This window comes from Thermodesulfobacteriota bacterium (assembly GCA_035559815.1).
Taxonomy (GTDB): domain Bacteria; phylum Desulfobacterota_D; class UBA1144; order Nemesobacterales; family CSP1-2; genus DATMAT01.
In genome coordinates, this window is the sequence record DATMAT010000023.1 from 295004 (window position 1) to 320671 (window position 25668).

The following is a 25668-nucleotide window of genomic DNA, read 5'->3' on the forward strand; positions in this document are numbered from 1 at the left end:
TTTTAGGATTAAATTGTGTTTCTTTGTTCAATTACTATGATTTTAAGCCGGTCGTGTGGTAGGAATCTATTGGAGTTGTAATAGGGGAATGATATATGCTATAATGTAGGGGTAATATTTATTGCTGGTTGTGGCAGGGGTGGATGACAGGTGGAATCCACAAAATAGGGGGAAAGTAATATGATGGAAGATCGAAGAGGCTCTAGAAGGATTCCTTTTAGAACCAAAGTGAAGTATGGGTCTTCTACTCCTAATTTGGGTGGCTATGCGTTTAATCTTTCTGAAGGTGGAATTGGTATTAAAGCGTACCGAGTGTTCCCTCCTCAATCTAAGATTGCCATTTTTCTTTACATGGGTGATGAGATAATGAGACTGGAAGGAGTTGTAAGATGGGTATCTCCCACTTTACCCGGTACCCGTTCCGCTATGGGCGTAAAGTTCATCAGCCGCACCGATAACATCAGGTCTCTTTACCAGCAAAGAATAAACCGCATGACTGCAGACCTTCCCAACGTAGCTTAGGACTGATCGGCTGAATTACCTGGTCTCGAGGTTGCGCGGTTGTTCCGATTGTCCTTACAAACTGATAAAGTCATTAATTGACATCACTGCTCTTTCCGGTAACATTTGGAAGTGAAAGGAGATAAGAAATGTTTGGCGCATTTGGCGGGCTAGGTGGATGGGAACTAGTCATAATTCTGGTAATTCTCCTGCTTATATTTGGTCCAAGCAGGTTAGGTGACTTGGGCTCTGCGTTGGGGAAAGGCATAAAGGGATTCAAAAGGGCCATGAAGGAACCGGACGAAATCGATGTCACCCCGGAGAAGGATGAGACCAAAAAGATTCAAGATACCGGCCTGGACACCCCAAGCAAGGCTAACGAGAAAAAAGAAGCAGGTTAACTCCCCCGATTTAACTCTCAGGCATTTCGGCAAGCTCGATTAAAACCCCGTTCATGGCTTTCGGATGGATAAAGGCTACTCTCGCACCATAAGCTCCCGGACGGGGAGATTCATCGATAAGCTGGATCCCTTCCTCTTTCAATCTTTTGAGTGCTAATTCGATGTTGTCTACAGTAAAACAAATATGATGAATTCCTTCACCCCTCTTTTCCAGAAACTTTGAAATAGGCGAGGCATCGCTTAGCGGTTCTAGAAGTTCTATCGGGGTTCCTCCATCCTCTGGTTCGAGCATGGAAGACCTTACCCCCTGGTCTTCAACTACCTCCCTGTGGGTGACCTTAAGTCCCAATGCGGTTTGATAGAGCCTTTCTACTTGAGCAATGTTTCTCACCGCAATGGCTACGTGGTAGAGACTCCCCGTTTTTCCACTCTTCATAATCGCCTCCTCACTGGCTATTTTGTAGGAATTCTAATTGTCAATCGAGAAAATTCAATTCTCTGTTGTTAGAGACACTTGGATTAATGGTGGCAAGGGGTAAAATTACAAGACTAAATGACTCACGGAGATTCGAGGATGAAGTCGCATCATGATGTACAAAGGATTACCCTAATACCCGGAGACGGTATAGGCCCGGAGGTTACCGATGCTGCGATGAAAATCATAGAGGCGTCCGGGGCCAAGATAGAATGGGAGATAGCACCCGCTGGTGCTGAAACCGTGGATAAATATAAAGCCATCGTTCCGGATATGACGTTTGAGTCGATTAAGAAGAATAAGGTGGCTCTAAAGGGGCCTATAGGCACTCCGGTTGCCGGCGGGTTCAAGAGCGTAAACGTGACCATAAGAAAGACGCTCGACCTTTATGCCAATTTGAGGCCGGTAAGAAGCTTTCCCGGTGTTAAATCAAAATACGAGGGGATTGATATCGTAGTGGTGAGAGAAAATACGGAGGACCTGTATTCGGGGCTGGAGTATGAGATTGCTCCGGGGGTGGTCGAGACCCTCAAGGTCATAACCGAAAAGGCATCTCTCCGGATTGCCAACTTCGCCTTCCGGTTTGCCAAAAAACGGGGGCGAAAAAAGGTTACCGTGCTTCATAAGGCGAATATTATGAAGCTAAGCGACGGGCTATTCCTTAATTGCGTGAGAAAGGTAGCCAGTGATTATCCCGGGATCAAGTATGAGGAGATGATAATCGATAATGCGTGTATGCAGCTTATTTTGGATCCTAATCGTTTTGATGTCATCCTCACCGAAAATCTGTATGGGGATATAGTCTCCGAAATATGTGCCGGTTTGGTCGGGGGACTGGGATTTGCCCCAGGAGCAAATATAGGGGATGAGTGTGCTGTTTTCGAGGCAGCCCACGGAAGCGCGCCGGACATTGCCGGGAAAAACCTGGCCAATCCCATTGCTATAACACTTTCCGCGGCTCTTCTCCTTAAATACATCGGCAAAGGCAGGGAAGCCAGGTCGATAGAAAACGCCATATCCAGGGTATTGATTAAAGGAGAGGTTCTCACCAGGGATATGGGCGGGCACGCGACCACTACCGAAATGAGGGATGCGATTATCGAAGAGTTAAAGCGCTAACGTGCTTTGAGTTGTCTGGCGTTTTGTTTGGTAAATCAAGATTGCGAATAGCGGCTGCTTTTATCCTTTAGTAGTTCTTTCCAGTTTCCTTCTTATCCCTCTTTCAAACCTCTCTTCGTTGATTACGTACATATCGTTATAGCCCGAGGCGATTTCTTCCATCTCGTCGAAGGCTTGAACCTGGAAGAAAATTCTATTCCTGTCTAGCTCTTTAACTTCGGCCCTTATGGTTATAGCCATGCCTATCGGGGTTGAAGCAAAATGGTTCACTTCGATCCTGGTGCTAACCGCCATTTCTCCTTCATCCAGGAAAGGAGCCATTAAATCGGCGCAGGTGGTTTGGAGAAAGGTGATCAGTGAGGGTGTCGAAAGCACTCTGGGCGAACTTTCGTGAAAACGGGATGCGGCCATATCCGGGCTTGTCTCGATCCTTTTTTCTATGAACATCCCCGGCTCGAGTTTATTCTTCATGGTTCCTCCTTGACGTACGCCGGGCTATAATTATATCTAATCTTTTTTTCATGTGAACATTCGTTTGATTTAATTGTTGGTTATTTGAAGAAGGAGTGGAAATCAGGTCAACTTTATATAATGTCCCTTCAAAACTCTCGTCATTGACCTAAGAAAGATTCCTAACATGCTGATTGCTCCCGACTCAAGACCCTTAGTCTCAGTATGTGTATTTTTTTCGATACTCCTGTTATTTCTCTCTGCCTATAGAACCGGCCGTGGTGAGGTCGTGTGGAAGGGGACTAAGGTATAGAGCGCTGACTGATGAAAGCATTGATGTTGCCTCTTCCACTGATCGAGTTGTATCCAGGTAATCTCGGGAAAATCTGTCTTCGAGTTTCGGTATTTCCCTATTGTAGAGCGGACCCAGCGGGTCGTCTCTACGTAGAACGGTTAATTCCTCCTTTATTTCTTGGAATTCAAGAAGTAGAAACGATTTTTAACTGGCCAGAGATTAGTATTCTCATGTACGGATAGAGCTAGCCTATTTAATCTTCTCTTTCCTATTGGAAACTGAGTCTGCTTGGTTGGGATTAGCGTATCCGGTAAGTTCCACGTAGCCGTTTCCGAAGATGTCCTCTCCTTCAACCTTAACTGCGCCCTCCCAGTAGGTGAAAGTAAGTGAGAGTTCCTGATTGGACTGATGCGGGGTAACGGTGAGGTCTATGTTATACCTGGGGATTTTTATTCGCCATTTTGAAGGGTATATAGCACCGCTATTGGGACTCTTCCAGTTATCGAGTACTTTTATACTGAAATCATCAACACCAAGATGGCGTACAGCGCCGTCACTCTCGATTAAGCTTCCCGAAGAGTAGGGGTCGATACCGCCGTTCTTAAGGCGTATCTGGTAGAGCATGACCTCCCGGTTATCGCTCAGTTGAAGCGAAAACCAGTCCCAGCCGGCTTGTTCCTTGCTGAGCGCGCTCGTGCTCCATTCGCGGTCAAGCCAGCTAAAACCGGCTACCACGAGTGTCTCTCCCTTGACCGTGATGGTTCCCTTAGTATGGAGGCGTGTTTCTGAATAGTAATAGGAGGCGTTTCCCGGCTCGGCGCTTTTCTTACTAAGACCGTTGTCCCCATGAAGTATAGTTGGCTTCTTTGGCGTGAGTATCAGGTCTATTTCTGCTGAATCGTTTTTGGCTCGAAGGCGAACGGATTTCCCCTCGGCAGTGGCCGACCAGTCTTCGACCCAGACCCGGTATGGATTGCCCTCGGCTCCGGCCAGCCCTATTACGCCCCGGCTCCATCTTTCGCTCGGATAAAAGGCACGGTTTTTAACGTCGCTCACGGCAAAGTGGGCGAAATAAACCTGGTTCGTGGCCCATTTGGATAAACGTTTATTTCCGTCCGGGCTTAGCGCCCTCCTGAAGAAGGTGAGCTGAAACCCAAAATGGCGCCCGCTTTCATCGGTCAGGTTGCCGGTATAGTACCACCATTCCGTCTGGAATTGAGGATGAGGCCCGGCGTCATCGGGGAAAACAAATTCTCTAACCCGGTCGGCCCGGGCGAATCCGGAAGCGTTGTCTTCATTAGAGAGTGTATCGACGACGCTTGCTCCGAATCCATGCTGGTGTTGCGGACGGGTAATGTAGACCAATCCGGTTACAATTGCCGCCAGTATAAATAGAACTGATAAGAGAAACTTCATTATAAATAACCTCGATAAAAATTGTCCAATATTGTAGAGACTACCCGTCGGGTCGTCTCTACAAAGTCATATTATTCACTTTATTCACTCCATCCGCAATGCGGATGCAATCTCGGTCCGCCCAAAACGAATGGCCGGATATATTCCGGCCAGGACAGCCGCGGTTATGGCTATGGCCAGAGCGGCAAAGAAGTATTCTCCGCGCAGTATAAACTCGATGGTCCATCCGAATGAGCGAACATTTATTACGTGAACCAGGATAAGAGCAAGAACTGTTCCCACTGGCAATGCGATAAGTCCTGAGGTAAAGCCGATCAGGCCGGTCTCTAGGATGACCATACGCCAGACCTGAGAAATGCTCATTCCGTTTGCGCGGAGCACCGCGATTTCTCTCGCTCTCTCTAATTGCAGTGCCATCAGGGTGCTGAAGACCCCGATGAATGCGACTATCCCCACTAGAAGCCTTAGCGCGGTGGTGGTGATGAAGGTACGGTCGAAGACATCGAGTGCCGAGAGGCGAAGGGCTTGGTTCGATTGTACGAGCAGGCTGTGACGGCCGGCGAAGCTCTCTTGTAGGCTCTGTATAATGGAGTCTAAATTCTGGCCAGGAGCAACAAAAGCGGCGATAGATGTGATTTGATTATCGTTCCAGAATCTTCGGTAGGTCGAATCTGACATCATTACTATCCCACCCGGGGAGGCGTAGTCGTAGTATATGCCGGCAATCTCAAAAAGTTGGGGCCCCTTATCGGTCGGTAATTCTATGGTGGTGTCCGGTTTTGCCGAAATCTGATTGCGGTAGGCAAAGGGCTCGGAGACCAGTACTGCTCCCTTCTCTACTTCATTCCAAATGTTGCTGACGTTTCCCTTGGCCCAGATAAACCGGCGATTCCTAGAGATGTTGTCGCTGACTGCAACCAAGTTAACCGGGCCGTATCGAGGTGTAATGATTTGCACCCTTCGTGCTGTAGCGATGCCCAGAATGCCCGGGAGCTTGCTTATATCCTGTCCTATCGAAGGATCAAAGCCCTCTTTGCTGCCGATACCGGTAGAGGGTGCGGAGACAAAGATGTCGGCGGTGAGGGTGTTATCGAGCCAGGCGGCTACGGTGTTACGAAAACTGCCTATCATGATGTCCACACTGATAATGACGGAAACGGAGACCATGAGTGCGGCAATGGCTACCCCAGTGCGGCTCTGAGAGCGGATAATGTTCCGCAGAGCCATGAGTCCGATAACTCCGGCGAACTTAGCGGAAAGGGGGGTTAACAGTCTTAGCAAAAGGCTTGTCGAGACCGGCACCAGAAAGGCGGCTCCGAGTAGGACGGACAGTAGCCCGAAGAAGCTTATTTCTACACTGCGAGTGGACAAAAAGAGGGCTAAGAATCCCAAAAAGCAAAGTGTGAGACCCCCGATACTCACTCCGGGTAAAACACGGCTGACCCGATTCTCGATTTCGGAGCGCCGGAGAACGCTAACAGGCACTACATTGCTGGCTTCCCACGCCGGTATAAGCCCGGCAACGAAGGATGCGCTGACGCCGATGAAGGCTCCTTTTATGAAGCTCAAGGGTGACAGGCTGAAACCGGTTACGGTAAGGGTGAAGTAAAGGTCATTTATGGTTTGAGAGACGAGTTGAATCAATCCTTTTCCCAAGATTATTCCCAAACCTAAGCCAAGTAATGTTCCTAAAGCGCCTAGTATTAAAGTCTCGGATATTATCATGCCGAATATTTGCCACTTGGTGACGCCCAGGGCGCGAAGCTCCCCTAGCACGGGGCGGCGCTTGATTACCGAGAAAACAACGGTGTTATAAATCAGGAAGGCTGCGACTACGAGAGATAAAAGGCTCAGAGCAAAAAGGTTAAATTCAAAAGCGCTCTTTATCTCCTCGATGACTGCGGTACGGCTCTCTGAAAGATCAACACTCGCGCCCGGCGGCAAGATCCGGCGAATTTGTTCGATTTCGGTCTTTTCGGAATTTGAAGTGGCATCTATGAGGAGGTCGATATAGCTTAGTCGGCCTATTTGATCGAGGGTCTCTTGCGCCGTAGATATATCGGTAATAATAATCCCGCTTAGAGCCTGGCGGCTTATTCGGTCATCCGGTTGTAATAGCCCGGCTATGAACACTTCGATATTGCGCGAGCCGTGCTCCAGAGTTAACTTGCTGCCCGTTGTCATACCGGTAGAGCGGGCTAGGTCTTCGGATAAAAGCACTGAATTAGGCCGGGTGAGGATGATATTTAAGGTTTCAACGGGCAAGGCTTCATCGGTATTAGCAACATAGTTTCTGAAGGGAGCCTCGGCAAATGGGTCTAAGCCCAGCAACTTCATCGGACGTTGGTTTAGTTCGATAACAGTGACATAGTCCTCGACTACCGGGGCTGTTTTCTCCAAACCCAGTTCCAGTCGGAGACGTCTATAGAGATCCTCATCAAGACCGGAAGGCCCGCCGGTAATCCGGTGAGTGGACCTGCCGGTTATGCTCTCGGCGGAGATTTGGAAGGAACGGGAGGCGCTCTCATTGGCCAGGTCAACTGCTACTATGACAGCTACTCCGATGGCTACACTGATGATGAGCAAAACCGTCTGCAAGGGATTTTGGTTTAAGTAGCGTAATCCAATACGAAGCAATATAGGTTTCATCTAATTTGTATATACAAGATTAAGATTCGGAATAGTGAAGTTTGCCATCCTCAACTGGAGCAACAGGGCGGTGTGTTGAGAGCTTGCTGGATAGTATATATAGAACAGACAGGAATGTCCGTTCTACCAATACCCATACGGTGGGTCAGACATTCTTGTCTGACTCTTGCACTCTCCGGTTTTCAATTTATTTTTATGATATCAATCCGTTAGCTATAATCCATTATTTCCTGGCAATTAAAAACTCACTTTGCGTAGAGAATTTTACCAGTCGGCAGTTCTCAATTTTATACACCTCGTCGGCAAGGGAAATTATATCTACACTGTGCGTGGCCACTATCATTGTCTTACCCTCGTCTCGGGTCAATTCCAGCAGGAGTTCCATCACCTGTTTCCCGGTCTCTATGTCTAGATTGCCGGTCGGTTCATCGGCTAACAATAGGTCAGGGTCATTGGCCAGCGCCCGGGCGATTGCTACCCGTTGCTGTTCGCCCCCGGAAAGGAGGTCCGGAAAAACCTTATAGCGGGTCTCCAGGCCAACCCTTTTTAAGAGGCTCATCGCTTTTTTCTTAGAATCGCTTTCGCTAAATCCGTTTAGCTCCCGGGGTAGGGTCACGTTCTCCAGCACGGTCAGGGTGGGAATTAAATTGAAGAATTGAAAGATGATTCCTATATGATTACGCCGAAAAACGGTGCGTTCATACTCGGAAAGGCGGGTGATCGGGGTATTATCGACCCAGACCAAGCCGCTACTCGGACTATCTATTCCGCTTATGAGGTTGAGCAAGGTGCTCTTGCCCGAGCCGCTTTTGCCGAGAATAGCGGTAATTTTCCCGGCAGGGAACTCCGTCGAAATATTGTCCAGTATGTTTAGGCGTATGCCGCCTTCTGAATAAAACTTGCTGACTCGTTCGAATCGTACGCTAACGGTCTTCATGGATAATACTTTAGAATGCTCGGCAATCTGGTTTGGTCTTGAAGAATGATCTTTATGAGAGATTCCAAGAGATTAGAAAGCCTACTTGATAATTCAATCGAATGGAAATACTAGGGGGTTTCGGAAGGGATGTTCAAGGTGAGAATTTGTATGTCTTTGGCTCCTTCAGAATCGGAGGCTATGACTTCAATCCGGTGCTCCCCGATGTCTTTCTCCCCGAATTCCCAGGTTACAAGTCCGCTTGCCGGCTCTATGCTCATTCCCCCTGGGGCATTCTTGAGCGCAAATTCAATCGGGTCGCCATCCGGGTCTTCCGCTCTCACCTGATAGGTGAACTTCCCGCCTTCCATCCTTGCTTCCGGCTGAGAGATAATCTTAGGCGGGGAGTTAGGGATGGTAAACCCCTCTTCGCTCCTCCAAATTCCTTCATCTTCTCCGTCAAATGGAACTATCTCCACCGATATGTAATCCCCTTTTTTAAAATCCTCTTGCCAGGGAAGCACCTCTTCCACTGCTCCTACTATGTCTTCCTCGTTCTTTTTCCACTGATACCGGAGGCTCACTTCATCTCCATCCGGGTCTTGTGCCTCAACATCTACCCGGAATCCGGCCCTAGGGTCGCTCTCGGAGGCGCTGGCGATTCTTATCGATTTTATCTGAGGGGGTTGGTTCTTCCCAAAGTCGGCCTGACCGGCCTCAGTCTTGGCGCCTTCTACCTCGGCAACGTTATTTTCTTGAGTGTCGTCTGATTTTGCTCTTCCGGTATTTTTTTTACTTTCGCCGCCGCTACAAGATAGGGACAGAATCAATAAAATGGGAATAAGACTGATAACAATCCTATTCATCTCTTCTTCTGCCAGAATTCTTTTGTTGTCTTATTATTGCCGCTCGTACCCTTTTCTTTCTCTTCTCGCTGGGCTTTTCATAGTGGTCTCTTTTCTTGATTTCCGAGAGTATTCCCTCTTTTTGGACGAGCCTCTTGAATCTCTTGAGTGCGTTGTCCAGGCTTTCATTTTTTCCGACTATTACTTCGGCCATCTATTATCACCTTTATAAACGTTAAGATATAAACCGGTCTATGTCAACTTGGGAACAAGCATAATGGTCTCCTATAAACGGGCAAGGTAGCGTAATAGCTCACTCGGCCCTGACCCAGAAGTCGGCCAATTTGCAGTCTTCAGCCTCTAAGTGTATTCCCACCGAATACTCTTCCTCCAGTCGTTTTAGGTTCTTCCCCTCGATTTCCCTGAGTGTGGTTATAACCTCCGGATTAGCTCGAACGATTATTTTTCTGACCAGGGGCTTGGCGATATGAGCCTTTATCTCTCTCAGGATTTCGTAGGAGACGGTATCCCTTGACTTCTCGTAGCCTATACCGCCGCAGTGGCTGCAGGGCTCGGCCAGAATCTTTAGAAGGCTCTCCCTGACCCTTTGCCTGGTCATCTGTACTACCCCGAAAGGAGACATGTCCAGTATTACCGAGCGGGCCTTGTCTTTCTTGAGTGCCTCGGCAAAGCTCTGAAATACGTCGTCTCTTTTCTGGCGGTTCTTCATGTCGATAAAGTCGATCACGATGATACCTACCAGGTTTCGAAGTCTTATCTGACGGGCTGCTTCAGAAGCCGCCTCCATGTTGATGTCGAATATGTTGTCTTCATGATTGTCGCTGCTTATATATCTGCCCGTATTTATGTCCATCACAGTTAGGGCTTCGGTTTCCTCTATGATTAAATATCCGCCGGATTTAAGCCAGACTTTTTTCTCAAAAATAGTTTTTATCTCTGGCTCGACCCCGTATTTAACGAATAGCGGGGTGGGCTCTTTGTGCAGTTCAATCCTGGTATTGGAACCGGGAAAATGCGCCTGCAAATAATCAAATATTTCTTGATAGGCTTCGTTGGTATCAATAACGATGGTTTTTATTTCTTCGGTGACCAGGTCTCTTATAGCTTTTATATGAAGGCTAGGCTCTTCATAGAGAAGGACAGGGGCTTTGTGCTCCTCTGATTTTCTTTTAATCTCTTCCCAGATTCCTGCCAGATATTGCATGTCCTTCTCGATTTCATCTTTTGTTTTTCCTACGCTGGCAGTCCTGGCAATAAAACCAATCCCTTTAGGCTTGGACTCTTTTATGATAGATGTTAGCCTCTTCCTCTCCTCTTTGTCGTCGATTCTTCTGGATATACCCACTAAATCCACTGTCCCCAGGAGTACCAGATACTTTCCGGGAAGCGCTATATAGGAGGACAGCTTTGCTCCTTTCCCTCCGACCGATTCTTTTAAAACCTGAACCAGAACCTCCTGCCCTTCCCGTAGCATATCCTGTATGAGATACTTGTTTGTCTTCTTACTACTAGGGATTTCCTCCTCTTCTTCCAGAAAAAACTCGGGAAATGAATCCTCCTGAACGTCTTCTACGGAGATAAAGCCAGATTTCTCCAGTCCCAGTTCTACAAAGGCGGCTTGCATTCCGGGGACTATCTTTCCGACCCGACCCTTGTATATGTTTCCAACTATCTGCGGGCGGGATTTCCTCTCCAGATATAACTCGGCTAGCGCACCATTCTCCATAACCGCGACCCTCGTTTCGTTGAACGTCGAATTGATTAGAACTGTACTTTCCATTAGGTAGTTTTAATGTTTTGTTTTTAGAACCCTCGAAGAAGCCTCCTTAATTATAGACAATAAATTAAGTATGTTAAAGCTTGGAAAAGGCAAAACCTCTTTTAATTATTCGAAAAAGGTGTTAAATTTTAACTGATTTGAGGTTGTTTACTTAGTTTTCGGAGAAAATCTTAAATGGAGGTTGGGTGGAATGCGCTTAAAATCAGCTTTGATTGCCCTTCTTTTAGGTGGTATGGCTTTCGCCCAAGGTGGGCTCCCGGAGCCCAAGGGTGGCGTGACCGTATATGTAATCAGGCCGGGGGATACGCTCTGGGATATATCCAAGAAGTTCTTTAATAACCCCCTTCTGTGGCCCCGTCTCTGGCAGATAAACCCGTTTATCGATAACCCGAACCTTATTTATCCCGGAGAGTTACTCAGTCTAAAACCCAGGCCGCCTGCGCTTCCGGTAGTCAAAATTACCCCTCAAGCTGAAACCGTATCCCTGGAGGAGGTGGCGGAGCCTCCACCTCCCGTATTCTATTATTCCCGGGGAGGACATGAAGGGTTCATCGCCGCGGATGAGTGGGAGCATATGGGAACGGTTCTAAGTTCTGAGCCCCCCAAGATACTTCTGGGTGAGGGGGATACGTTGTACGTGAATGTAGGCTGGGATGATGGGGTCATGTCCGGAGATAAATTTACGGTGTTTCGTACCTCAAAGGTGGTTCTGAATCCTCTAACCGGAAAGAGGGTGGGATACAAGGTGGCAATACTGGGAGAGGTGGAGATAGCGGAGGTTCTGGGTAAGAAAATGTCCTCGGCTAAGATTATCCAGTCTTACCGGGAGATCACCCGCGGTGCCAGGGTCAGGCCGGCCGGGCCGGTTGTGAAAGAGGTGGTTCTCAAGAAGGGAACGGAAAGGTTAGACGGAATCATTGTTGAGACCCTCAACAATATCGAACTTAGCGGCCAGTGGGATATTGTTTACATAGATGTGGGAGAGGCTGATGGGGTGGTTCCCGGTAATACCTTCTCCATCTATACACTTCCCCGTAAGGTTTTTGACCCCGATGCCGGGACAACGGTCACTATCCCTCCGGCGCTTAAGGGTAAGCTCGCTGTGCTCAACGTTCACACGGATACGGCTACCGGCATCATTCTCCAAAGTTCAAGGCAGATAGAGAAAGGGGATATGGTAAGCTTGGATCTTTAGCTTTGATGAGCGGTGAAGCTTACCGTAGCCTTCGTGAGGATTGCCGGGGCTTTCCGATAGATAGCCCCGGTTATTTCTACATCAGTTCTTCCTCGTTTTTTGCGCCTCTCCGGTCATGGGGACAAAACGAACCGGGGTTATGGTTTTCATATCCACGCCCTTTTCCTTCTTCTTGATAAGAACGAGCTCCTGATACAGGTCTCCAACCGGTATTATCATCCTTCCGTTTATCTTGAGCTGGTCGATAAGGGGTTGGGGGATGTGGTCAGGCGCGGCAGTAACTATTATTGCATCAAAAGGGGAGAATTCCTCCCAGCCTTTGTATCCATCGCCCGTTCGATAACGGATGTTATCATAGCCTAGAGATTCCAGGGTCTTCCTTGCTCTTTCTAGAAGTGGCTCCAGTATCTCTACGGTGTAAACCTCGCATCCCATCTCGGCCAGTATGGCCGTCTGATACCCGGAGCCGGTGCCTACTTCCAATACCTTTTCCTTTTCCTTGAGCTTTAGAAGCTCGGTCATCAGGGCAACTATGTAAGGCTGGGAAATTGTCTGGTCCATACCTATAGGAATCGGGTTATCGCCGTAGGCCGACTCTCTTAAATCCTCGGGCACGAACATATGCCTGGGTATTTTGAGCATGGCCTGGATGAGCCTTGAATCTTGGATTCCCCGGGATATTAGTTGGTTCTCTACCATTTCCCAACGGTGGGGCATGTATTCATCGGGGTCTTCCTCTACAGTGGGAAAATCGGTCAATAAGAAAATAGGTAAAAGGGTGAATGTTAAAAATACAATTTCCACCACATAAATATAACCCAAGTAAACGATTTAAAGAAACCGAAGGCAACCTCAGTTAAGGTGTAGGGTTTGTAATTGCAGCTATGTTTATTGAGTAAGAGGCTAAGCTAAACTTGTCCGAAATAATAGATTGGTTGTCGCTAAAAGAGAGCGGCCCTCGCGGAGGGGAGCCAGTATTGGTCTTGACTAAGGGTCTATGGTTCGACTCAGTTTATCTTGAGCGCAGTCGAAAGGCTCACCATGAAGGCAGATCTAAAACTCGCAGCAATACCTACCATGCCCTTCACCCTGAGCGGAGATGAAGGGTGAGCAGGTTAAAAAGCTATTTCAACAAATAGGATTAGGATGGCGATTGCACAGCAAACATAAGGGAGTGACCTGACTTTAAAAAGACGTTTTTAACATCTAAAGGCCTTGCTTTACTAGTATGAACCCCTGGTTTCTAATATTTGGGACAGCAGCAAGGAGAAGTATTAAATAAGTCTTAAAGTATTTTCGATAGCACGATCTCGGCGCCCTCGTAGGGGTCTATCTCTCCGTTTTTAACCTGGTTTAAGACCCTTTTAATCTCTCCCTCTTTTAGCTTTTCCGAGATCTTGCGCTCGATAATTTCAGAGAGTATCTGGGAAAATTCTTCTTCCCTTCTTTTCTCCCTTTTTTCCCGGAGAAGGGTTCTTTCGCTCTGAAAAGCCTGGTGCTTTTCGATTTCTTCGACTAATTCCTTTATTCCCCGTCCTTCATGTGCCGAGGTAAGCATCACCGGAATAATCCAGTCATCCTCTCTAGGCTTCAGTGAAACCATGAACCTGATTTCCCTGGTGATTTTGTCCGCACCCTCCCTGTCCGCCTTGTTGACTATGAAAATGTCCGCTATCTCCATAAGACCGGCTTTCATGGTTTGTACTACGTCGCCTGCTTCAGGTACCAGCACAACCAGTACCGTGTCGGCAAGCTGGATGATATCAAGCTCAGTCTGACCTACCCCTACCGTTTCGATGATGATGTAATCCATTCCGAATGCGTCATAAAGCTTTATTATTTCCTTTGTCGCCCTGGACATCCCTCCATGGCTTCCCCTGCTTCCCAGGCTCCTTATGAATACATTCTCATCTAGTGCATGGTCCTGCATGCGGATCCGGTCTCCCAGGACGGCTCCGCCGGTGAAGGGACTGGATGGGTCAACCGCCACCACCCCGACTTTCTTGTCTTTTTTTCGGTAGGATACAATCAATTCGTTTACTAAAGTGCTTTTTCCTGCTCCCGGGGGACCGGTAATACCGATTATGTAGGAATGTCCTAAGTCTCTTGGAGAGGCATTACTTGCCTTTGAATTTACCCTTTTGAGGATTTCAAAAACAGAAGAGTGCCTGCTTTCAACAAGCGTTATGAGACGCGCCAACGCCACCCGGTCGCCGCTCAGCATCCGGTCCACAAGCTCTAATTCTTTCTCAGAAATGGGCATGGGAATACGATAAATTGGGGTAGGAGGTTTGTCAAAGTTATCTTAAGTGAGCATGCTATTAAGCATTTTGTTTATTATCGCTCTTTGCTTCTACCTTTAGCCACGATAACATCAAACTCTTCCTTAGTAAGCGGCATGACGGAGAGGCGGCTCTGCTTGATGAGGGGAATATTTTTTAAGCGTTTGTCGTTTTTGATTTCTTCCAAAGGAACCGGTTTCTTCAGGGTTTCGACCGGCTCAAGGTCGACCACCACCCATCTTTCATCGCTGGTAGTGGGGTCCTGGTAGGATTCCTTTGTGACCTTGGCGATTCCTACCACCTCGAGGCCCTCGTTGCTGTGGTAAAAAAGCACCAGGTCGCCCTTTTTCATGTTATTCAAATTATTTCTGGCCTGAAAGTTCCTTACCCCATCCCAGTAGGTCCAGCCGTCTTTTAAAAACTGTTCCCAAGAGTATTTGAAAGGTTCTGATTTCACCAGCCAGTAGTTCATGGGTTTATATTATAGAATGAAGAGCCATATATTTTCAACTTCAGGGTAAAGCGGTAGATGTATATTATTAATATCGTCAATTCAGGGATTGGCTTGAACAAAATAAAAACTGGAATAAGGAAAATCCTATGCCATTCATTCTAAAAATCGTTCTCTCGGTATCCATTATTTTCATCTTGGTGTATTCATACGTAAGCTCGAGGATAATAGGCGCGCTAAGGCTGATTACTGGCTGGAATCGCCACTATATAAAATTGGCAGTGTTAGCCATCGCAGTTTACATTCTCATTTATCCACTTATCGCCCTTGCTACCTATTTCTCGGGCTCGGAGCATTTCTCGTCCGCAATTCGCGAGGGAAACAAGTTTATTGATTATGTCTTCATGTATCCATTCTGGCTCGGGGTTATTTTTGTCCTCCAGGCGGGTGTTCTATTTCTCTCCCTGGAAATCATAAGGTTCCTCGGTTCTTTGATATTCAAGCCAGAGATTATCAGGTTAGCCCATGCCTGGCTTGTGTTAGTGATTTCTGCTATATGTCTCGTCTACGTCCCGGCAAAGATATATTTCGACACAAAAACGGTCAGGACTGAGCGGGTGCAAGTGATGATTCCGAACCTGCCTGAAAATTTAGACGGATTCAAAATAGCCCATATAAGCGACCTCCAGGCGGATAATAGGACGGTCAGACCCAGGATGGAAAACTACATAAACGCCGTCAACAAACTGGCTCCCGACATAGTTGTATTCACGGGCGACCTGGTAACGTATGGCGAAGAACATATAGACATAGGGGCAGAAATGATGGGAAGGCTCAAGTCAAGATACGGAGTGTATGCCTGCTTGGGCGACCATGATTACTGGGCCAATCCGGAGATAGTTATGCGGAGTCTGAGAGAAGCCGGTGTAATTATTCTTGAGAATGAAGATTATACTCTCGATGTCAAGCCTGAAAAATCAGGGTTGATGGGGCTAGATATGGCGACCGAAGATGGCTCATTTACCGGAAGCACAAACATCCACATGACATTTGTGACAAACATCTATAGTAAGCGGCCGAACAAGGAAATTCTGAAGACCCTCGCCACTGAGGACACTGATCCCACTATCAAAATCTTTGTTACTCATCAGCCGTCGGATGGGCTTGTCCGGTTTGCAGCGAAAAACAATTACGACATTTTTCTTGCCGGGCATACACATGGGGGTCAGGTTGTTATCACGCTTTTCGGGGTCAAGCTCACTCCGGTTTTGTTTGAGACCAGCTTTTTATCCGGTCAATATCGGTTTGATTCAATGTTTGTGAATGTAAATAACGGTCTCGGTCTGACCTTCTCCCCGGTTAGATATAATTCCCCGGCTACCGTTACCCTCATAGAATTGAAGAAGGGGTCTTAAAAGGTTTAGTAATCAAGATTTATTCTGTCAGACAATGTCAGCAGGATTTTCTTCCTCTCTAAATTCTCAAGACTGTCACTTTGAGCCCTTAGATGCTTCAGAGTCAGCCCTAGCGGTAAAGCGAAGTAATATGCTTGGCAAAGTAATCTGATAAAAGGTGTCATTTCTTAAGGCTAAGATTTCTCCCCCATGAGATATGACCCCGTGGGATAGTAAAACTTATCCCACTGGTCTCATGTGGTCGAAATGCCTGTGCTAAGCAGTTTGACTAGTTCACTACTCGAAGGAACAGGGAGGTGGCCGAGATGACAAAGAGAAAGTCGAACTGACCGTCCAATTTGTTATCATTCCCGCGAGGCTTATCCTCGCGTACGCGGGGGTGGGAGTCCGCCGGTCTGTCATTCCCACGCAAGCGGGAATCCATTGTTTTGAGTATGGATCCCCGATTAATGCATTCGGGGATGACAACCAGGGTGGATCACCCGATAAAGTTTGTCCCCGCACTCTTTTAGCCGGAACATTCAGGGCTGACATGCAGAGAGGGTTAAAGACGGGGGACCTAAGCTAAGAATAAATGGGTACTTTCATTGTTTTCCCAGCGGATGAGTATCCGCTCATCCAGTCTTAATCGAAGGATGGGAATTCTTTAGGAGTTTGTCCTTCGATCCTCCTTAGAATAAATTCCTATGAGGGAGCTTATGAGGAAGTCAGTTAAGTTCCAAGGGTTCTCACTTTCTTGTCATTCCGAACGCATGTGAGGAATCTTGAACTATAATAATGCTGGAATATTTCCATAACCTAAACACCATCCACTAACTACTACTATTTATTCGGTTAAGATTTCTCCCTCTGGTCGAAATGACAGGGTAGGAACTGTCGAATGCTCCACATTGTGAATTTAGTTTTTCTGCTTAAAGAGATTATCTCGGATGCCCGGCTCCTTTTATTAGCCCCATATTCCAGTATATTTATTGGTGAAATGAAACCACTCACCTATTTGTTCCTTACATTAAGTTTGGTTCCTACGCTTATTATTCACAACGCTTTTTCTGTCGATGAGGCTGATCCTGCTGAAGGGAAGCCCTCGATTAAGGTAGAAAAGATCGCAGTTATGCCGTTTTCCTCGAAGTTAAAAGGAGTCGCGGAGACTATGACCACGAAAGAGCAGTTTTTGACCGATTCAATGTATAGTGAATTGATAGCCAAGGTAAAAGGAATCGAGTTTATATCTCCTCAATCGTCGAGTGAAGAGCTTACCAGGGTTAGAGAAGACAATCCCATTCTTTTAGATAAAAGCGCAGTGGTCGAGGCGGGAAAGAACCTAGGCGCCGATGCTGTCCTTTTCGGTTATATATCGGAATATAAGGAAAGAGAAGGCGGAGAGTTGGGTGTATCCTCTGCCGCATCAGTTGCGTTTAGTGTACAACTGCTGAATACGGTAGACGGCCAAATACTCTGGGAGGATTATTTTGCCGAGACCCAAAGGCCTCTTTCGGAGAATCTTCTTGAGGTTAGAAAATTCTTACGGAGGGGAGCAAAGTGGATAACGGCTGATGACCTGGCAAAAGAGGGTGTCGTAGAAGTAGTAAATGAACTCAATATGTTCCTGGTTAAATTTTCAGCCGCAGCGGAGAAAAATTGATGTAGGATACACGATGCATGATACAGGGTAATTTTAAATCATGCATCCTGTATCATTCAACTGAGCTCACGACGAAGTTTTGCATCGGTTAGTTTCTGGCTCATAAATGGTTAGAAGCGAACTTTGGGAGTGGGAAAGTGCTAATCATCCCGGCCATTGATTTAAAAGAAGGAAAATGTGTGAGGCTTTTAAAGGGCGAAGAGGGAACAGAGACTGTTTTTTCAGGGGATCCGTCTAATGTTGCCAGAAAATGGGAAGAGTGTGGAGCAAAGCTTATCCATGTTGTTGACCTGGATGGGGCGTTCTCGGGCGAGCCTAAGAATGTCGAAGTTATAAGAAAAATTATTGAATCCGTTTCTTCCTCGGTACAGATAGGTGGCGGTATAAGGAGCATCGAGGCAATAGAAAAATACATCAATATGGGTGCAGGTAGGATTATATTAGGCACCGCCGCTTTTCTGGATAGCAGATTTTTAACCGAGGCCTGCCGGAGGTTTCCGGAGAAGATAGCGGCCGGTATCGACACTAAGGTGGGAAAGGTCGCAGTGAAGGGATGGAAGGAAGTGGTGGACCTAGAAATCGAATCGGCCCTTGAGAATTTAAAGTCGGCCGGCGTCTCTTTGATAATACATACCAATGTTGACCGGGATGGCACCATGGGAGGAGTTGACCTGGAATCGGTTAGGAGATTCGTCAAGGCATCACCAATCCCGGTTATAGGGTCGGGTGGTATAGCATCTATGGAAGATATAGAGAAGCTGTCATCTCTAGAGGAACTGGGCCTTATCGGTGTTATCCTTGGCAAGTCTATTTATACTGGAAGGATTAATTTGAAAGAAGCGATAGAAAGATTTTCTTGAAACTAGCCACGAATTGACACGGATGGACACGAATAAAAATTAGGAAGATACAGGATACAAGATGATTTTAAATCGTGCATCGTTCGACTTGGCTCACGACGAAGTTTCGCATCATTTATTAGTGTTAATTCGTGTTTATTAGTGGCTAAATAATCAAAGTGTTCACTATGCTAGCGAAGAGAATAATTCCATGCCTTGATGTGAAGGATGGGAGGGTGGTAAAGGGAGTGAACTTCCTTAATCTCCGGGATGCCGGGGACCCGGTGAAGGTAGCAAAAAGATACAGCGAAGATGGCGCGGACGAAATTACCTTTCTCGACATTACCGCTTCCTTTGAGGAGAGAAAAACCATGATCGATGTTGTGGAGCGCACTGCAGGAGAAGTCTTTGTCCCCCTAACCGTCGGAGGAGGTGTCAGGACCTTGGAGGACATCAGGCAGTTACTGCTTGCCGGAGCGGATAAAGTATCGATAAATACGGCTGCGGTGAAGAATCCGGAATTCGTGAAAGCGGCTGCCGATAGATTCGGGAGCCAGTGTATAGTAGTAGCAATTGATGCCAGAAGAATATCTGAGAACGGGTGGGAAGTTTTCACTCACGGAGGAAGGAATCCTACCGGGATTGATGCGGTCAAATGGGCGAGGAAAATGGACGATTACGGGGCGGGAGAGATCCTTCTTACCAGCATGGATAGGGACGGAACTAAAGCCGGATACGATTTGGAACTCACTAGAGCAATATCCCGGTCCGTAAGCATCCCGGTGATTGCTTCGGGAGGTGCCGGCACTCTGGAGCATCTCTTCGAAGGCCTCACCATGGGAGAAGCCGACGCCGCACTGGTTGCTTCTATTTTTCATTACGGCGAGTATTCTATTCAGGAAGCCAAAGAGTTTCTGATAAGGAAAGGAATTCAGATTAGATTATGATGTTACGAATCCTGCAGGTTACAAACTATAGTGTAAGAAGGTCAACCCATATATTTGTAGGGAACGCATATATGCGTTCCTTACATTAAACCAGCGGATGCAATCATTACCTTTTGAGTATAGGTTTACATTGTTGATTTTTGGGAGACTATAAATTGACCATAAGGGAAGAGCTTGAAGAGATAGAGAAAAAGGTGCTTTCTCCGTTTGCCGCTCTCAGCTCCGAGAGTAAAGGAAGGATGAGACCGGAAGAACCCTGTCCGATCAGGACAGCCTTTCAGAGAGACCGGGACAGGATAATACATTCAAAGTCCTTTCGGCGGATGAAGCATAAAACCCAGGTTTTCCTCTCGCCCACGGGCGATCACTATAGAACTAGGCTTACCCATGTGATTGAGGTCTCTCAAATAGCCAGGACCATATCCAAGGCCCTAAGGCTTAACGAAGACCTCACCGAGGCAATCGGTTTAGGGCACGATTTAGGCCACACCCCCTTCGGCCACGCCGGCGAGGACGCACTTAATGAGATATTCCCGGGCGGCTTCAAGCACGTTATCCACAGCCTTCGTGTAGTGGATGTGCTGGAGAGGGACGGGCAGGGGTTGAATTTAACCTATGAAGTCAGAGACGGAATTTCTAAACACTCAAAGGGTATGGGACCGGTGGATAATCCGAAATACCGTCCGGAGACTATGGAGGGACAGGTGGTGAGGGTTTCCGATTTGGTCGCTTATGCCAACCATGATGTAGACGATGCGATTAGAGCGGGGCTGATCACGATAGATGACCTGCCCCAGGAATGCCTCAGGGTTTTAGGAAGGACGAATTCGGAGCGGATAAACAGGATGGTCAGCGATATTATATTCGAGACCAAAAAGCTCGGTGAGAAGAGGGTGGTTATCAGCAAAGAGGTTGAAGAAGCCATGGTCGAGCTCAGAAACTATCTCTTTAACACGGTTTATATGAACGAGGGAGTAAGGAACAACTTCCTCAAGGCCAAAAAGATGATGAAGGAGCTTTATGAATATTTCTGTGGTAACCCGGAAGATTTTTGGAAAATCAATAAGAGGAGCCCGAGAGAAGGTGAAACCGTCGAACGCGCGGTGTGCGATTTTATCGCCGGTATGACTGATTCTTATGCCATTTCAACTTATGAAAAAATCTTCCTGCCGAAAAGATGGCATGTTGATTAAAGCACACTATTGGTCATAAGTAGGGCCTTTAGTTATAATCCCTGCAAAAGTAGGAGAACAGTTTTGATTAAGTTGGGTTCGGTGCCTTTTCTAAACGTAAAGCCTCTGGTGTTTCCACTAGAAGAGGGTCTGTTAGAGCATGATTTTGAGATACTGTACACACCTCCTTCCCAGTTGTCCCAATTGCTTTTGGAGCAAAAAGTGGACCTTGGACTTATTCCTGTAGCTGAGTTAATTAGGGGTAATAATTACACCGTCGTACCCAATATCTCCATTTCCTCATTCGGTAAGGTAGAAAGCGTTGTTCTCGTGTCCAAGTCAAGGATTAGCGATATTAAAACAATCGCCGTTGACGCCAGGTCAAGGAGTTCTACCGCTCTTCTAAGAATAATCCTCGAGGTATTCAATGGCATTTTCCCAACCTATGTTAAGAGGGAACCCGACGATAAGTTCTTAAACGGTGTTGATGGTGGGATGCTCATCGGCAACACCGGGCTTAAAATCCACAATTATCCCCCCCGGGGATATAAGGTTTTTGACCTGGGCGAGATTTGGACGGATAAAACCGGGCTTCCTTTTGTATATGCGGTATATGCGGTAAATAAAGGCGTTCACCTGGGGAAAAATCTTCAGGCTCTGGAAAAAGCAAAATCAGTCGGCCTTGAATTGGTTAAAAATATTGCCAAGTTTGAGTCGGAAAAGGTTGGGCTCCCCGAGGAAATTTGTTCACGCTACCTGACCGAAAGGATCAGATACGACCTGGGGGAGAGAGAGGTAAAAGGGATAATGGCTTATGCCAAGTTTCTCTCGAAGCTAGAAGAGATTAAGGAGGTTAGGGAGTTAGAGATCTATTCGGAGTAGAAACCAAAATTGCTTAAAAAATTTGGGATTGTCTACATAAGATGCTTAATTGTAGCTTAAGGCACATCATCGTCATTGCGAGCACATTCGCTCTTCTCAGTATAAACTCCACAAAGCGAGCTGACATAAGGTGTCATTCTGAGCGTTGCAGTTCCCTGAATTTCCTGCCTCCTAATCACTACCTCAGGTCCCGCGAAGAATCCAATGGATTGCTTCGCCACAGCGTCTACCCTGAGTCAGCCGAAGGCCTCCTGGCAATGACCACAATAAATTAAAAAAGAGAGGACTACACATTGAATAAAATCACAATGAAGCTAGGGCACAGCCCGGACGCAGACGATGCCTTTATGTTCTACGGAATGGCCAGCGGGAAAACGACTTCAGACCGTATCCAGTTCGTTCATGTAATAGAGGAGATCCAAAATCTGAATAAAAGGGCCCTACAGGGCGAGTTGGAGGTCACGGCAATCTCCGCCCATGCCTACCTTCAAGTGCAGGACAAATACAGAATTCTCTCCTGCGGAGCGAGCATGGGAGATGGCTATGGGCCCATAGTCGTGGCTAAAGAAACCCTGGATAACCTCCGAGGGAAAGAAGTGGCCATTCCAGGGAAGCTGACCACGGCCTTTCTTCTTCTAAGCATTTACGCCGACGGTTTTACACCTGTGGAGATGCCCTTTGACCAAGTAATGGAAGCGGTAAAGGATGATGAGGTTGAAGCGGGTCTCATAATACACGAGGGCCAGCTCACTTATGAAGCCCTGGGACTAACCAGCATTCTCGACCTTGGCCAGTCGTGGGCGAGGGATACCTCTCTTCCTCTCCCGCTCGGGATAAATACCGTCAGAAGGGATATAGAGGAGGATTTACAAAGAGAAATTCTGAGGATTCACAAAGCAAGTATCGATTATGGGCTTTCCCATAAAGACGAAGCCCTGGAATATGCCCTTCGATTTGGAAGAGGAATGAGGAAGGATTTGGGCGAGAAATTCGTCCTCATGTATGTGAATGAATATACAAGAAATATGGGGGAGCGGGGAAAGAAGGCTTTGGAATACCTTTTCAACAGGGCCTTTCAGAAGGGGATTATCAAGGATAAAGCCGTATTGGACGTTCTCGAAGACTAGTGGCCTGTCTTATAATAGACTTTGATGATGCGGATATCTAATGTAATTTGTAAGAGTCAGAATTTGAAATTTCGATGGTGTCAGATCAATTGTAAAACCTAACTGACCTCATTCCTCTGCTAAATGCAGGAGGAGTGCGTTCTTTATAAGGCAACTAGCTTGGAGTCATATCTGTCTCCTGTTTAAACCCGGGGATCAATCGGGTGCCAATGCTTTTTGTCATTCCCGACAACGATCGGGAATCCAGAATAATATGAAGATGGATTCCCGCTTTCGTGGGAATGACAGGTAGTCAGCTCCATAATTTAACCTTGATCCACAAACTTCTGCTAGTTTTTCAGAAATAGACTAGAAGAGTGAGCGAGTAAATTATAAAATAGACTTCCGCTCTGGTTGCGCATTATTACTACAGTGTCAGTATTATCAAATCTAGGTTATTACCTGTAATTACCCAATCCGCAGTTACTAAACTGGCTCGTCGATAACTGGCATTGATGGGTCAAAGTCTCTTGGCTGAGCACTAGCCTGGCTATATGCTGGCTTTAATTGAGGAAATCAGGTCCTCTAGTATCCTGATAAGCCTCACGAACTTAGAGGGATTCTTATCTGGCTGTCTTAGCCTTTCACTAATCTCAACCTGCATGGCTGGGATACGAAGCCTGCTGGAGATGAATTTGGTGATGGTCATCTGGCGGGAAGCGGGGAATACCTCCGTTCCGCCCAGGATAAGCCCACTCGATTTGGCCAGTTCCTCGAGCCTATTGAGGTAAGTATCATTCCCCAGCAAGAATTCCCGGTTATTGCCAACCCCTGGATATATGTCTTCATTTCTCTTGGTTCTAGTCCCGTGCAAATCTATAACGAATTTAATTCCGTATTCCTTGATCACCTCTTCGATTTTTTTCTTGAAAGGCGCTTCGTCATAATAGTTTGGGTCGACTTTAGAGGCCAGGTGGGTATAGATGGCATGAGACCCGGTGAGGATATGAAGAATTACGGCAATTGCCCCGGTATGATGCTCTTCGTATTTTAATACGTTCATCCTTAAATGTGCTGTGGCATGGGATGCGGTAACCAGTATGGGGGCCTCCCCTTTTAAAAATATCGACCCGATGGAATCATCCGGGGGAAATTTTCTGTAGCGTTTATGCTGAGGTTCTTCGAATGTTAGGGCGAATTGGGCCGGGTTAGCAAATGCCGCCGACCCGTATCTCCTCCAGTTCCCGGTTTGAATTCTGTTTTCTTCTTTGAGCGCTTCTTTTAAAAGCTCTCCCGCTTCATAAAGGTAGAAGCTGTACCCTCCGTGCCCTAGTTTTTTTCTCTGGTAGAATCTATCTCTCGTACCTTCTACCCTGTCCAGGTATTCCAATTTTTTATCGACATCTCTAGAGATCCAGTAAAGCTCACCGGCTACGGTTTCCTCAGTGTTAGGGTCAAAGGAGGCGGCGGGATACCCTCTCAAGGTGTCATAGAGTTTCCCGGGCACCTCCAGGGTTCGGATTAGCTTACAACCCTCTAAATAGCGGTTCCGTGGTTCTCCTTGAAGAAGAGTGCCGTAAACAAATAGTTTGTCTTCGTTAAACATTTAGATTAGCCGTATGGTCAATTTGAGAGTAGAGTATTTTCCCTTTTACCATGACCAGTTTTACATCCTCCTGGCGAGAGGAGATGACTGAGATATAAGGATTGGAGGAAGAGCTTCCGGGAGAGAGAAAGACCATATCTGCATCCTTTCCCGGGTCGAGGCTGCCGATTTTATTCTCCAGGAAAAGAGACCTTGCTCCGCCCAACGTGGCTAAGTAGACAGTGAAGAAGGGGGCTTGTCTTCCCAGCCTCCGGGCAAATGTCAGGTAAAAGAATCTTAGTTCTTCAAGAAAATCCAGGTTCAGGTTGCTGGACATACCGTCTGTCCCAATACCTATTCTTTCGAGCTTGGAATAGAGTTCGACCGGTGGGGTGCCCACCTTGAGGAAGAAGTTGCTCCGGGGGCAAAGCACAACACCCAGGTTAAATTCCCTCAGGTCCTCTACCTCTTCCGGAAGAACCTGCACCATGTGAACGAGCGTAAACCTGGTCTTGTCGAATAGACCTAATTTCTTGAGATACTGGAGCGGGGTTCGAGCCTTGTCTCTCTCGAAAGTTCCCTTCCCTAAAAGCGGGAATACCTTGTTTTCAAAGTCGTTATACTCGCCCTGGATGAACTTCACCTCCTCGTCACTCTCGGCGGCGTGAATTCCCATGGGGATTTTCCTATCTCCGAAGGATTTTAATACGCTCTTGAGAAAGCCGGCTGAACAGGAATAAGGGGCGTGAGGGAATGGCCTCTCTTCAAACAGGCCATCGTCCTGGAAGGATAAGGTGTCCAAGTATTCTTCATGGCGGTCAAAGAGCTCGGTGAAAAGGACTGTTCTTAACCCCGACCTTTTGAGTAACGGTTTGTCTAACCCATCGTAAGACGATACTTCCCCGACGGTGGTCACGCCGTTTTTGATGAGCAGGGTGATTCCCTCTTCGACCGATGACTCTATTTCCTCCGTTGTTACTCCATCAGCCTTGGCTCTTATGATTTGCTGAATCCATTCGATAAAGCTATCGCATTCTCCTAGCTTTTTTGTTATCCAGCCTAGCTCCAGGTGGGTATGGGCGTTCACAAAACCGGGTAGCAGTATTCCCTTACCCAGGTTTAATATCTCTATGTTTCGATGTTTATTAATCACATTTTGTGCTTTTCCGATTTCTTCGATTTGACCGTCGGCCATTAGAACCGCTCCTTTACTTATTGGCGGGGAAGAAATGGGTAAAATCGTTTCTGCCGTCGCTATAATCTTTTGCCTATTCATCGGTGAAT

General features: G+C 46.9%; 24 protein-coding genes. 11 read left to right on the forward strand and 13 right to left on the reverse strand.

Annotation, left to right across the window (positions count from 1 at the left end):
- Positions 1-180 precede the first annotated feature (180 nt).
- Positions 181-522: a PilZ domain-containing protein gene (locus VNN20_06950; protein ID HWP91916.1), complete on the forward strand. Its 342-nt coding sequence runs from the start codon at positions 181-183 to the stop codon at positions 520-522.
- Positions 523-650: 128 nt separating this feature from the next.
- Entirely contained in the window at positions 651-902 is a 252-nt protein-coding gene (tatA, locus tag VNN20_06955) for a twin-arginine translocase TatA/TatE family subunit (protein ID HWP91917.1), read from the forward strand.
- Between the two features lie 10 nt (positions 903-912).
- Here the strand turns inward: tatA and mce are convergent, their stop codons facing one another.
- Complete coding sequence (gene mce / locus VNN20_06960; GenBank protein HWP91918.1) at positions 913-1338, reverse strand: methylmalonyl-CoA epimerase; 426 nt, start codon at positions 1336-1338, stop codon at positions 913-915.
- 138 nt (positions 1339-1476) lie between these two features.
- Between mce and VNN20_06965 the strand changes: the two genes are divergently transcribed.
- The gene (locus VNN20_06965) at positions 1477-2496 is read left to right on the forward strand and encodes an isocitrate/isopropylmalate dehydrogenase family protein (protein ID HWP91919.1); all 1020 of its coding nucleotides are present in this window, start codon (positions 1477-1479) and stop codon (positions 2494-2496) included.
- A gap of 60 nt (positions 2497-2556) precedes the next feature.
- On the opposite strand, the gene VNN20_06970 is transcribed toward VNN20_06965, so the two are convergent.
- The 7 genes from VNN20_06970 to VNN20_07000 form a co-directional block, all read right to left on the reverse strand.
- A complete protein-coding gene (locus VNN20_06970; GenBank protein ID HWP91920.1) occupies positions 2557-2967 on the reverse strand; it encodes a hotdog domain-containing protein in 411 nt (136 codons plus the stop codon).
- A gap of 523 nt (positions 2968-3490) precedes the next feature.
- The gene (locus tag VNN20_06975; GenBank protein ID HWP91921.1) at positions 3491-4657 is read right to left on the reverse strand and encodes a lipocalin-like domain-containing protein; all 1167 of its coding nucleotides are present in this window, start codon (positions 4655-4657) and stop codon (positions 3491-3493) included.
- 84 nt (positions 4658-4741) lie between these two features.
- Positions 4742-7306: an FtsX-like permease family protein gene (locus VNN20_06980; protein ID HWP91922.1), complete on the reverse strand. Its 2565-nt coding sequence runs from the start codon at positions 7304-7306 to the stop codon at positions 4742-4744.
- A gap of 223 nt (positions 7307-7529) precedes the next feature.
- Complete coding sequence (locus VNN20_06985; GenBank protein HWP91923.1) at positions 7530-8243, reverse strand: ABC transporter ATP-binding protein; 714 nt, start codon at positions 8241-8243, stop codon at positions 7530-7532.
- 110 nt (positions 8244-8353) lie between these two features.
- Positions 8354-9088 (reverse strand): putative Ig domain-containing protein, encoded by a 735-nt coding sequence (locus VNN20_06990; GenBank protein ID HWP91924.1) that lies wholly within the window; start codon positions 9086-9088, stop codon positions 8354-8356.
- Positions 9081-9281 carry a 30S ribosomal protein S21 gene (rpsU, locus tag VNN20_06995; protein ID HWP91925.1) on the reverse strand — a complete coding sequence of 67 codons (201 nt, stop codon included), beginning with the start codon at positions 9279-9281 and terminating at the stop codon, positions 9081-9083. Before rpsU ends, VNN20_06990 begins: the two co-directional genes overlap by 8 nt.
- A 99-nt stretch (positions 9282-9380) precedes the next feature.
- Positions 9381-10868 (reverse strand): Rne/Rng family ribonuclease, encoded by a 1488-nt coding sequence (locus VNN20_07000; protein ID HWP91926.1) that lies wholly within the window; start codon positions 10866-10868, stop codon positions 9381-9383.
- Between the two features lie 190 nt (positions 10869-11058).
- Here VNN20_07000 and VNN20_07005 point away from each other — a divergent pair, with 190 nt between their 5' ends.
- Positions 11059-12063 carry a LysM peptidoglycan-binding domain-containing protein gene (locus VNN20_07005; GenBank protein HWP91927.1) on the forward strand — a complete coding sequence of 335 codons (1005 nt, stop codon included), beginning with the start codon at positions 11059-11061 and terminating at the stop codon, positions 12061-12063.
- Between the two features lie 81 nt (positions 12064-12144).
- Here VNN20_07005 and VNN20_07010 read toward each other — a convergent pair whose 3' ends face one another.
- The 3 genes from VNN20_07010 to VNN20_07020 form a co-directional block, all read right to left on the reverse strand.
- Entirely contained in the window at positions 12145-12867 is a 723-nt protein-coding gene (locus tag VNN20_07010; protein HWP91928.1) for a protein-L-isoaspartate(D-aspartate) O-methyltransferase, read from the reverse strand.
- 481 nt (positions 12868-13348) lie between these two features.
- Positions 13349-14326 (reverse strand): methylmalonyl Co-A mutase-associated GTPase MeaB, encoded by a 978-nt coding sequence (gene meaB, locus VNN20_07015; GenBank protein HWP91929.1) that lies wholly within the window; start codon positions 14324-14326, stop codon positions 13349-13351.
- Between the two features lie 74 nt (positions 14327-14400).
- Positions 14401-14817, reverse strand: coding sequence for an EVE domain-containing protein (locus VNN20_07020; GenBank protein HWP91930.1), 417 nt, complete (start codon positions 14815-14817; stop codon positions 14401-14403).
- Between the two features lie 128 nt (positions 14818-14945).
- On the opposite strand from VNN20_07020, the gene VNN20_07025 reads away from it, so the two are divergent.
- From VNN20_07025 to VNN20_07055, 7 genes are all read left to right on the forward strand, one after another.
- Entirely contained in the window at positions 14946-16211 is a 1266-nt protein-coding gene (locus VNN20_07025; protein ID HWP91931.1) for a metallophosphoesterase, read from the forward strand.
- Positions 16212-17361: 1150 nt separating this feature from the next.
- A complete protein-coding gene (locus tag VNN20_07030; protein HWP91932.1) occupies positions 17362-17853 on the forward strand; it encodes a hypothetical protein in 492 nt (163 codons plus the stop codon).
- A 137-nt stretch (positions 17854-17990) separates the two neighbouring features.
- Positions 17991-18713 (forward strand): 1-(5-phosphoribosyl)-5-[(5-phosphoribosylamino)methylideneamino]imidazole-4-carboxamide isomerase, encoded by a 723-nt coding sequence (hisA, locus tag VNN20_07035; protein ID HWP91933.1) that lies wholly within the window; start codon positions 17991-17993, stop codon positions 18711-18713.
- 167 nt (positions 18714-18880) lie between these two features.
- The gene (gene hisF, locus VNN20_07040; GenBank protein HWP91934.1) at positions 18881-19639 is read left to right on the forward strand and encodes an imidazole glycerol phosphate synthase subunit HisF; all 759 of its coding nucleotides are present in this window, start codon (positions 18881-18883) and stop codon (positions 19637-19639) included.
- A gap of 155 nt (positions 19640-19794) precedes the next feature.
- Positions 19795-20832, forward strand: a complete 1038-nt coding sequence (locus VNN20_07045) for a deoxyguanosinetriphosphate triphosphohydrolase (GenBank protein HWP91935.1) — start codon at positions 19795-19797, stop codon at positions 20830-20832.
- Between the two features lie 63 nt (positions 20833-20895).
- Positions 20896-21693 carry a menaquinone biosynthesis protein gene (locus tag VNN20_07050; protein ID HWP91936.1) on the forward strand — a complete coding sequence of 266 codons (798 nt, stop codon included), beginning with the start codon at positions 20896-20898 and terminating at the stop codon, positions 21691-21693.
- A gap of 293 nt (positions 21694-21986) precedes the next feature.
- The gene (locus tag VNN20_07055) at positions 21987-22820 is read left to right on the forward strand and encodes an MqnA/MqnD/SBP family protein (protein ID HWP91937.1); all 834 of its coding nucleotides are present in this window, start codon (positions 21987-21989) and stop codon (positions 22818-22820) included.
- A gap of 529 nt (positions 22821-23349) precedes the next feature.
- Here VNN20_07055 and VNN20_07060 read toward each other — a convergent pair.
- Entirely contained in the window at positions 23350-24405 is a 1056-nt protein-coding gene (locus VNN20_07060; GenBank protein HWP91938.1) for a gamma-glutamylcyclotransferase family protein, read from the reverse strand.
- Positions 24398-25660 carry an amidohydrolase family protein gene (locus VNN20_07065; GenBank protein HWP91939.1) on the reverse strand — a complete coding sequence of 421 codons (1263 nt, stop codon included), beginning with the start codon at positions 25658-25660 and terminating at the stop codon, positions 24398-24400. Before VNN20_07065 ends, VNN20_07060 begins: the two co-directional genes overlap by 8 nt.
- Positions 25661-25668: the final 8 nt, after the last annotated feature.

Coding starts and splice junctions, on each gene's coding strand:
- VNN20_06950 (HWP91916.1), top strand. CDS start 181: ATGATGGAAGATCGAAGAGGCTCTAGAAGGATTCCTTTTAGAACCAAA.
- tatA (HWP91917.1), top strand. CDS start 651: ATGTTTGGCGCATTTGGCGGGCTAGGTGGATGGGAACTAGTCATAATT.
- VNN20_06970 (HWP91920.1), bottom strand. CDS start 2,967: ATGAAGAATAAACTCGAGCCGGGGATGTTCATAGAAAAAAGGATCGAG.
- VNN20_07020 (HWP91930.1), bottom strand. CDS start 14,817: ATGAACTACTGGCTGGTGAAATCAGAACCTTTCAAATACTCTTGGGAA.
- VNN20_06985 (HWP91923.1), bottom strand. CDS start 8,243: ATGAAGACCGTTAGCGTACGATTCGAACGAGTCAGCAAGTTTTATTCA.
- VNN20_07000 (HWP91926.1), bottom strand. CDS start 10,868: ATGGAAAGTACAGTTCTAATCAATTCGACGTTCAACGAAACGAGGGTC.
- VNN20_06990 (HWP91924.1), bottom strand. CDS start 9,088: ATGAATAGGATTGTTATCAGTCTTATTCCCATTTTATTGATTCTGTCC.
- meaB (HWP91929.1), bottom strand. CDS start 14,326: ATGCCCATTTCTGAGAAAGAATTAGAGCTTGTGGACCGGATGCTGAGC.
- hisF (HWP91934.1), top strand. CDS start 18,881: ATGCTAGCGAAGAGAATAATTCCATGCCTTGATGTGAAGGATGGGAGG.
- VNN20_06975 (HWP91921.1), bottom strand. CDS start 4,657: ATGAAGTTTCTCTTATCAGTTCTATTTATACTGGCGGCAATTGTAACC.
- VNN20_07025 (HWP91931.1), top strand. CDS start 14,946: ATGCCATTCATTCTAAAAATCGTTCTCTCGGTATCCATTATTTTCATC.
- VNN20_07005 (HWP91927.1), top strand. CDS start 11,059: ATGCGCTTAAAATCAGCTTTGATTGCCCTTCTTTTAGGTGGTATGGCT.
- mce (HWP91918.1), bottom strand. CDS start 1,338: ATGAAGAGTGGAAAAACGGGGAGTCTCTACCACGTAGCCATTGCGGTG.
- VNN20_06980 (HWP91922.1), bottom strand. CDS start 7,306: ATGAAACCTATATTGCTTCGTATTGGATTACGCTACTTAAACCAAAAT.
- VNN20_07060 (HWP91938.1), bottom strand. CDS start 24,405: ATGTTTAACGAAGACAAACTATTTGTTTACGGCACTCTTCTTCAAGGA.
- VNN20_06965 (HWP91919.1), top strand. CDS start 1,477: ATGAAGTCGCATCATGATGTACAAAGGATTACCCTAATACCCGGAGAC.
- rpsU (HWP91925.1), bottom strand. CDS start 9,281: ATGGCCGAAGTAATAGTCGGAAAAAATGAAAGCCTGGACAACGCACTC.
- VNN20_07030 (HWP91932.1), top strand. CDS start 17,362: ATGACCACGAAAGAGCAGTTTTTGACCGATTCAATGTATAGTGAATTG.
- VNN20_07065 (HWP91939.1), bottom strand. CDS start 25,660: ATGAATAGGCAAAAGATTATAGCGACGGCAGAAACGATTTTACCCATT.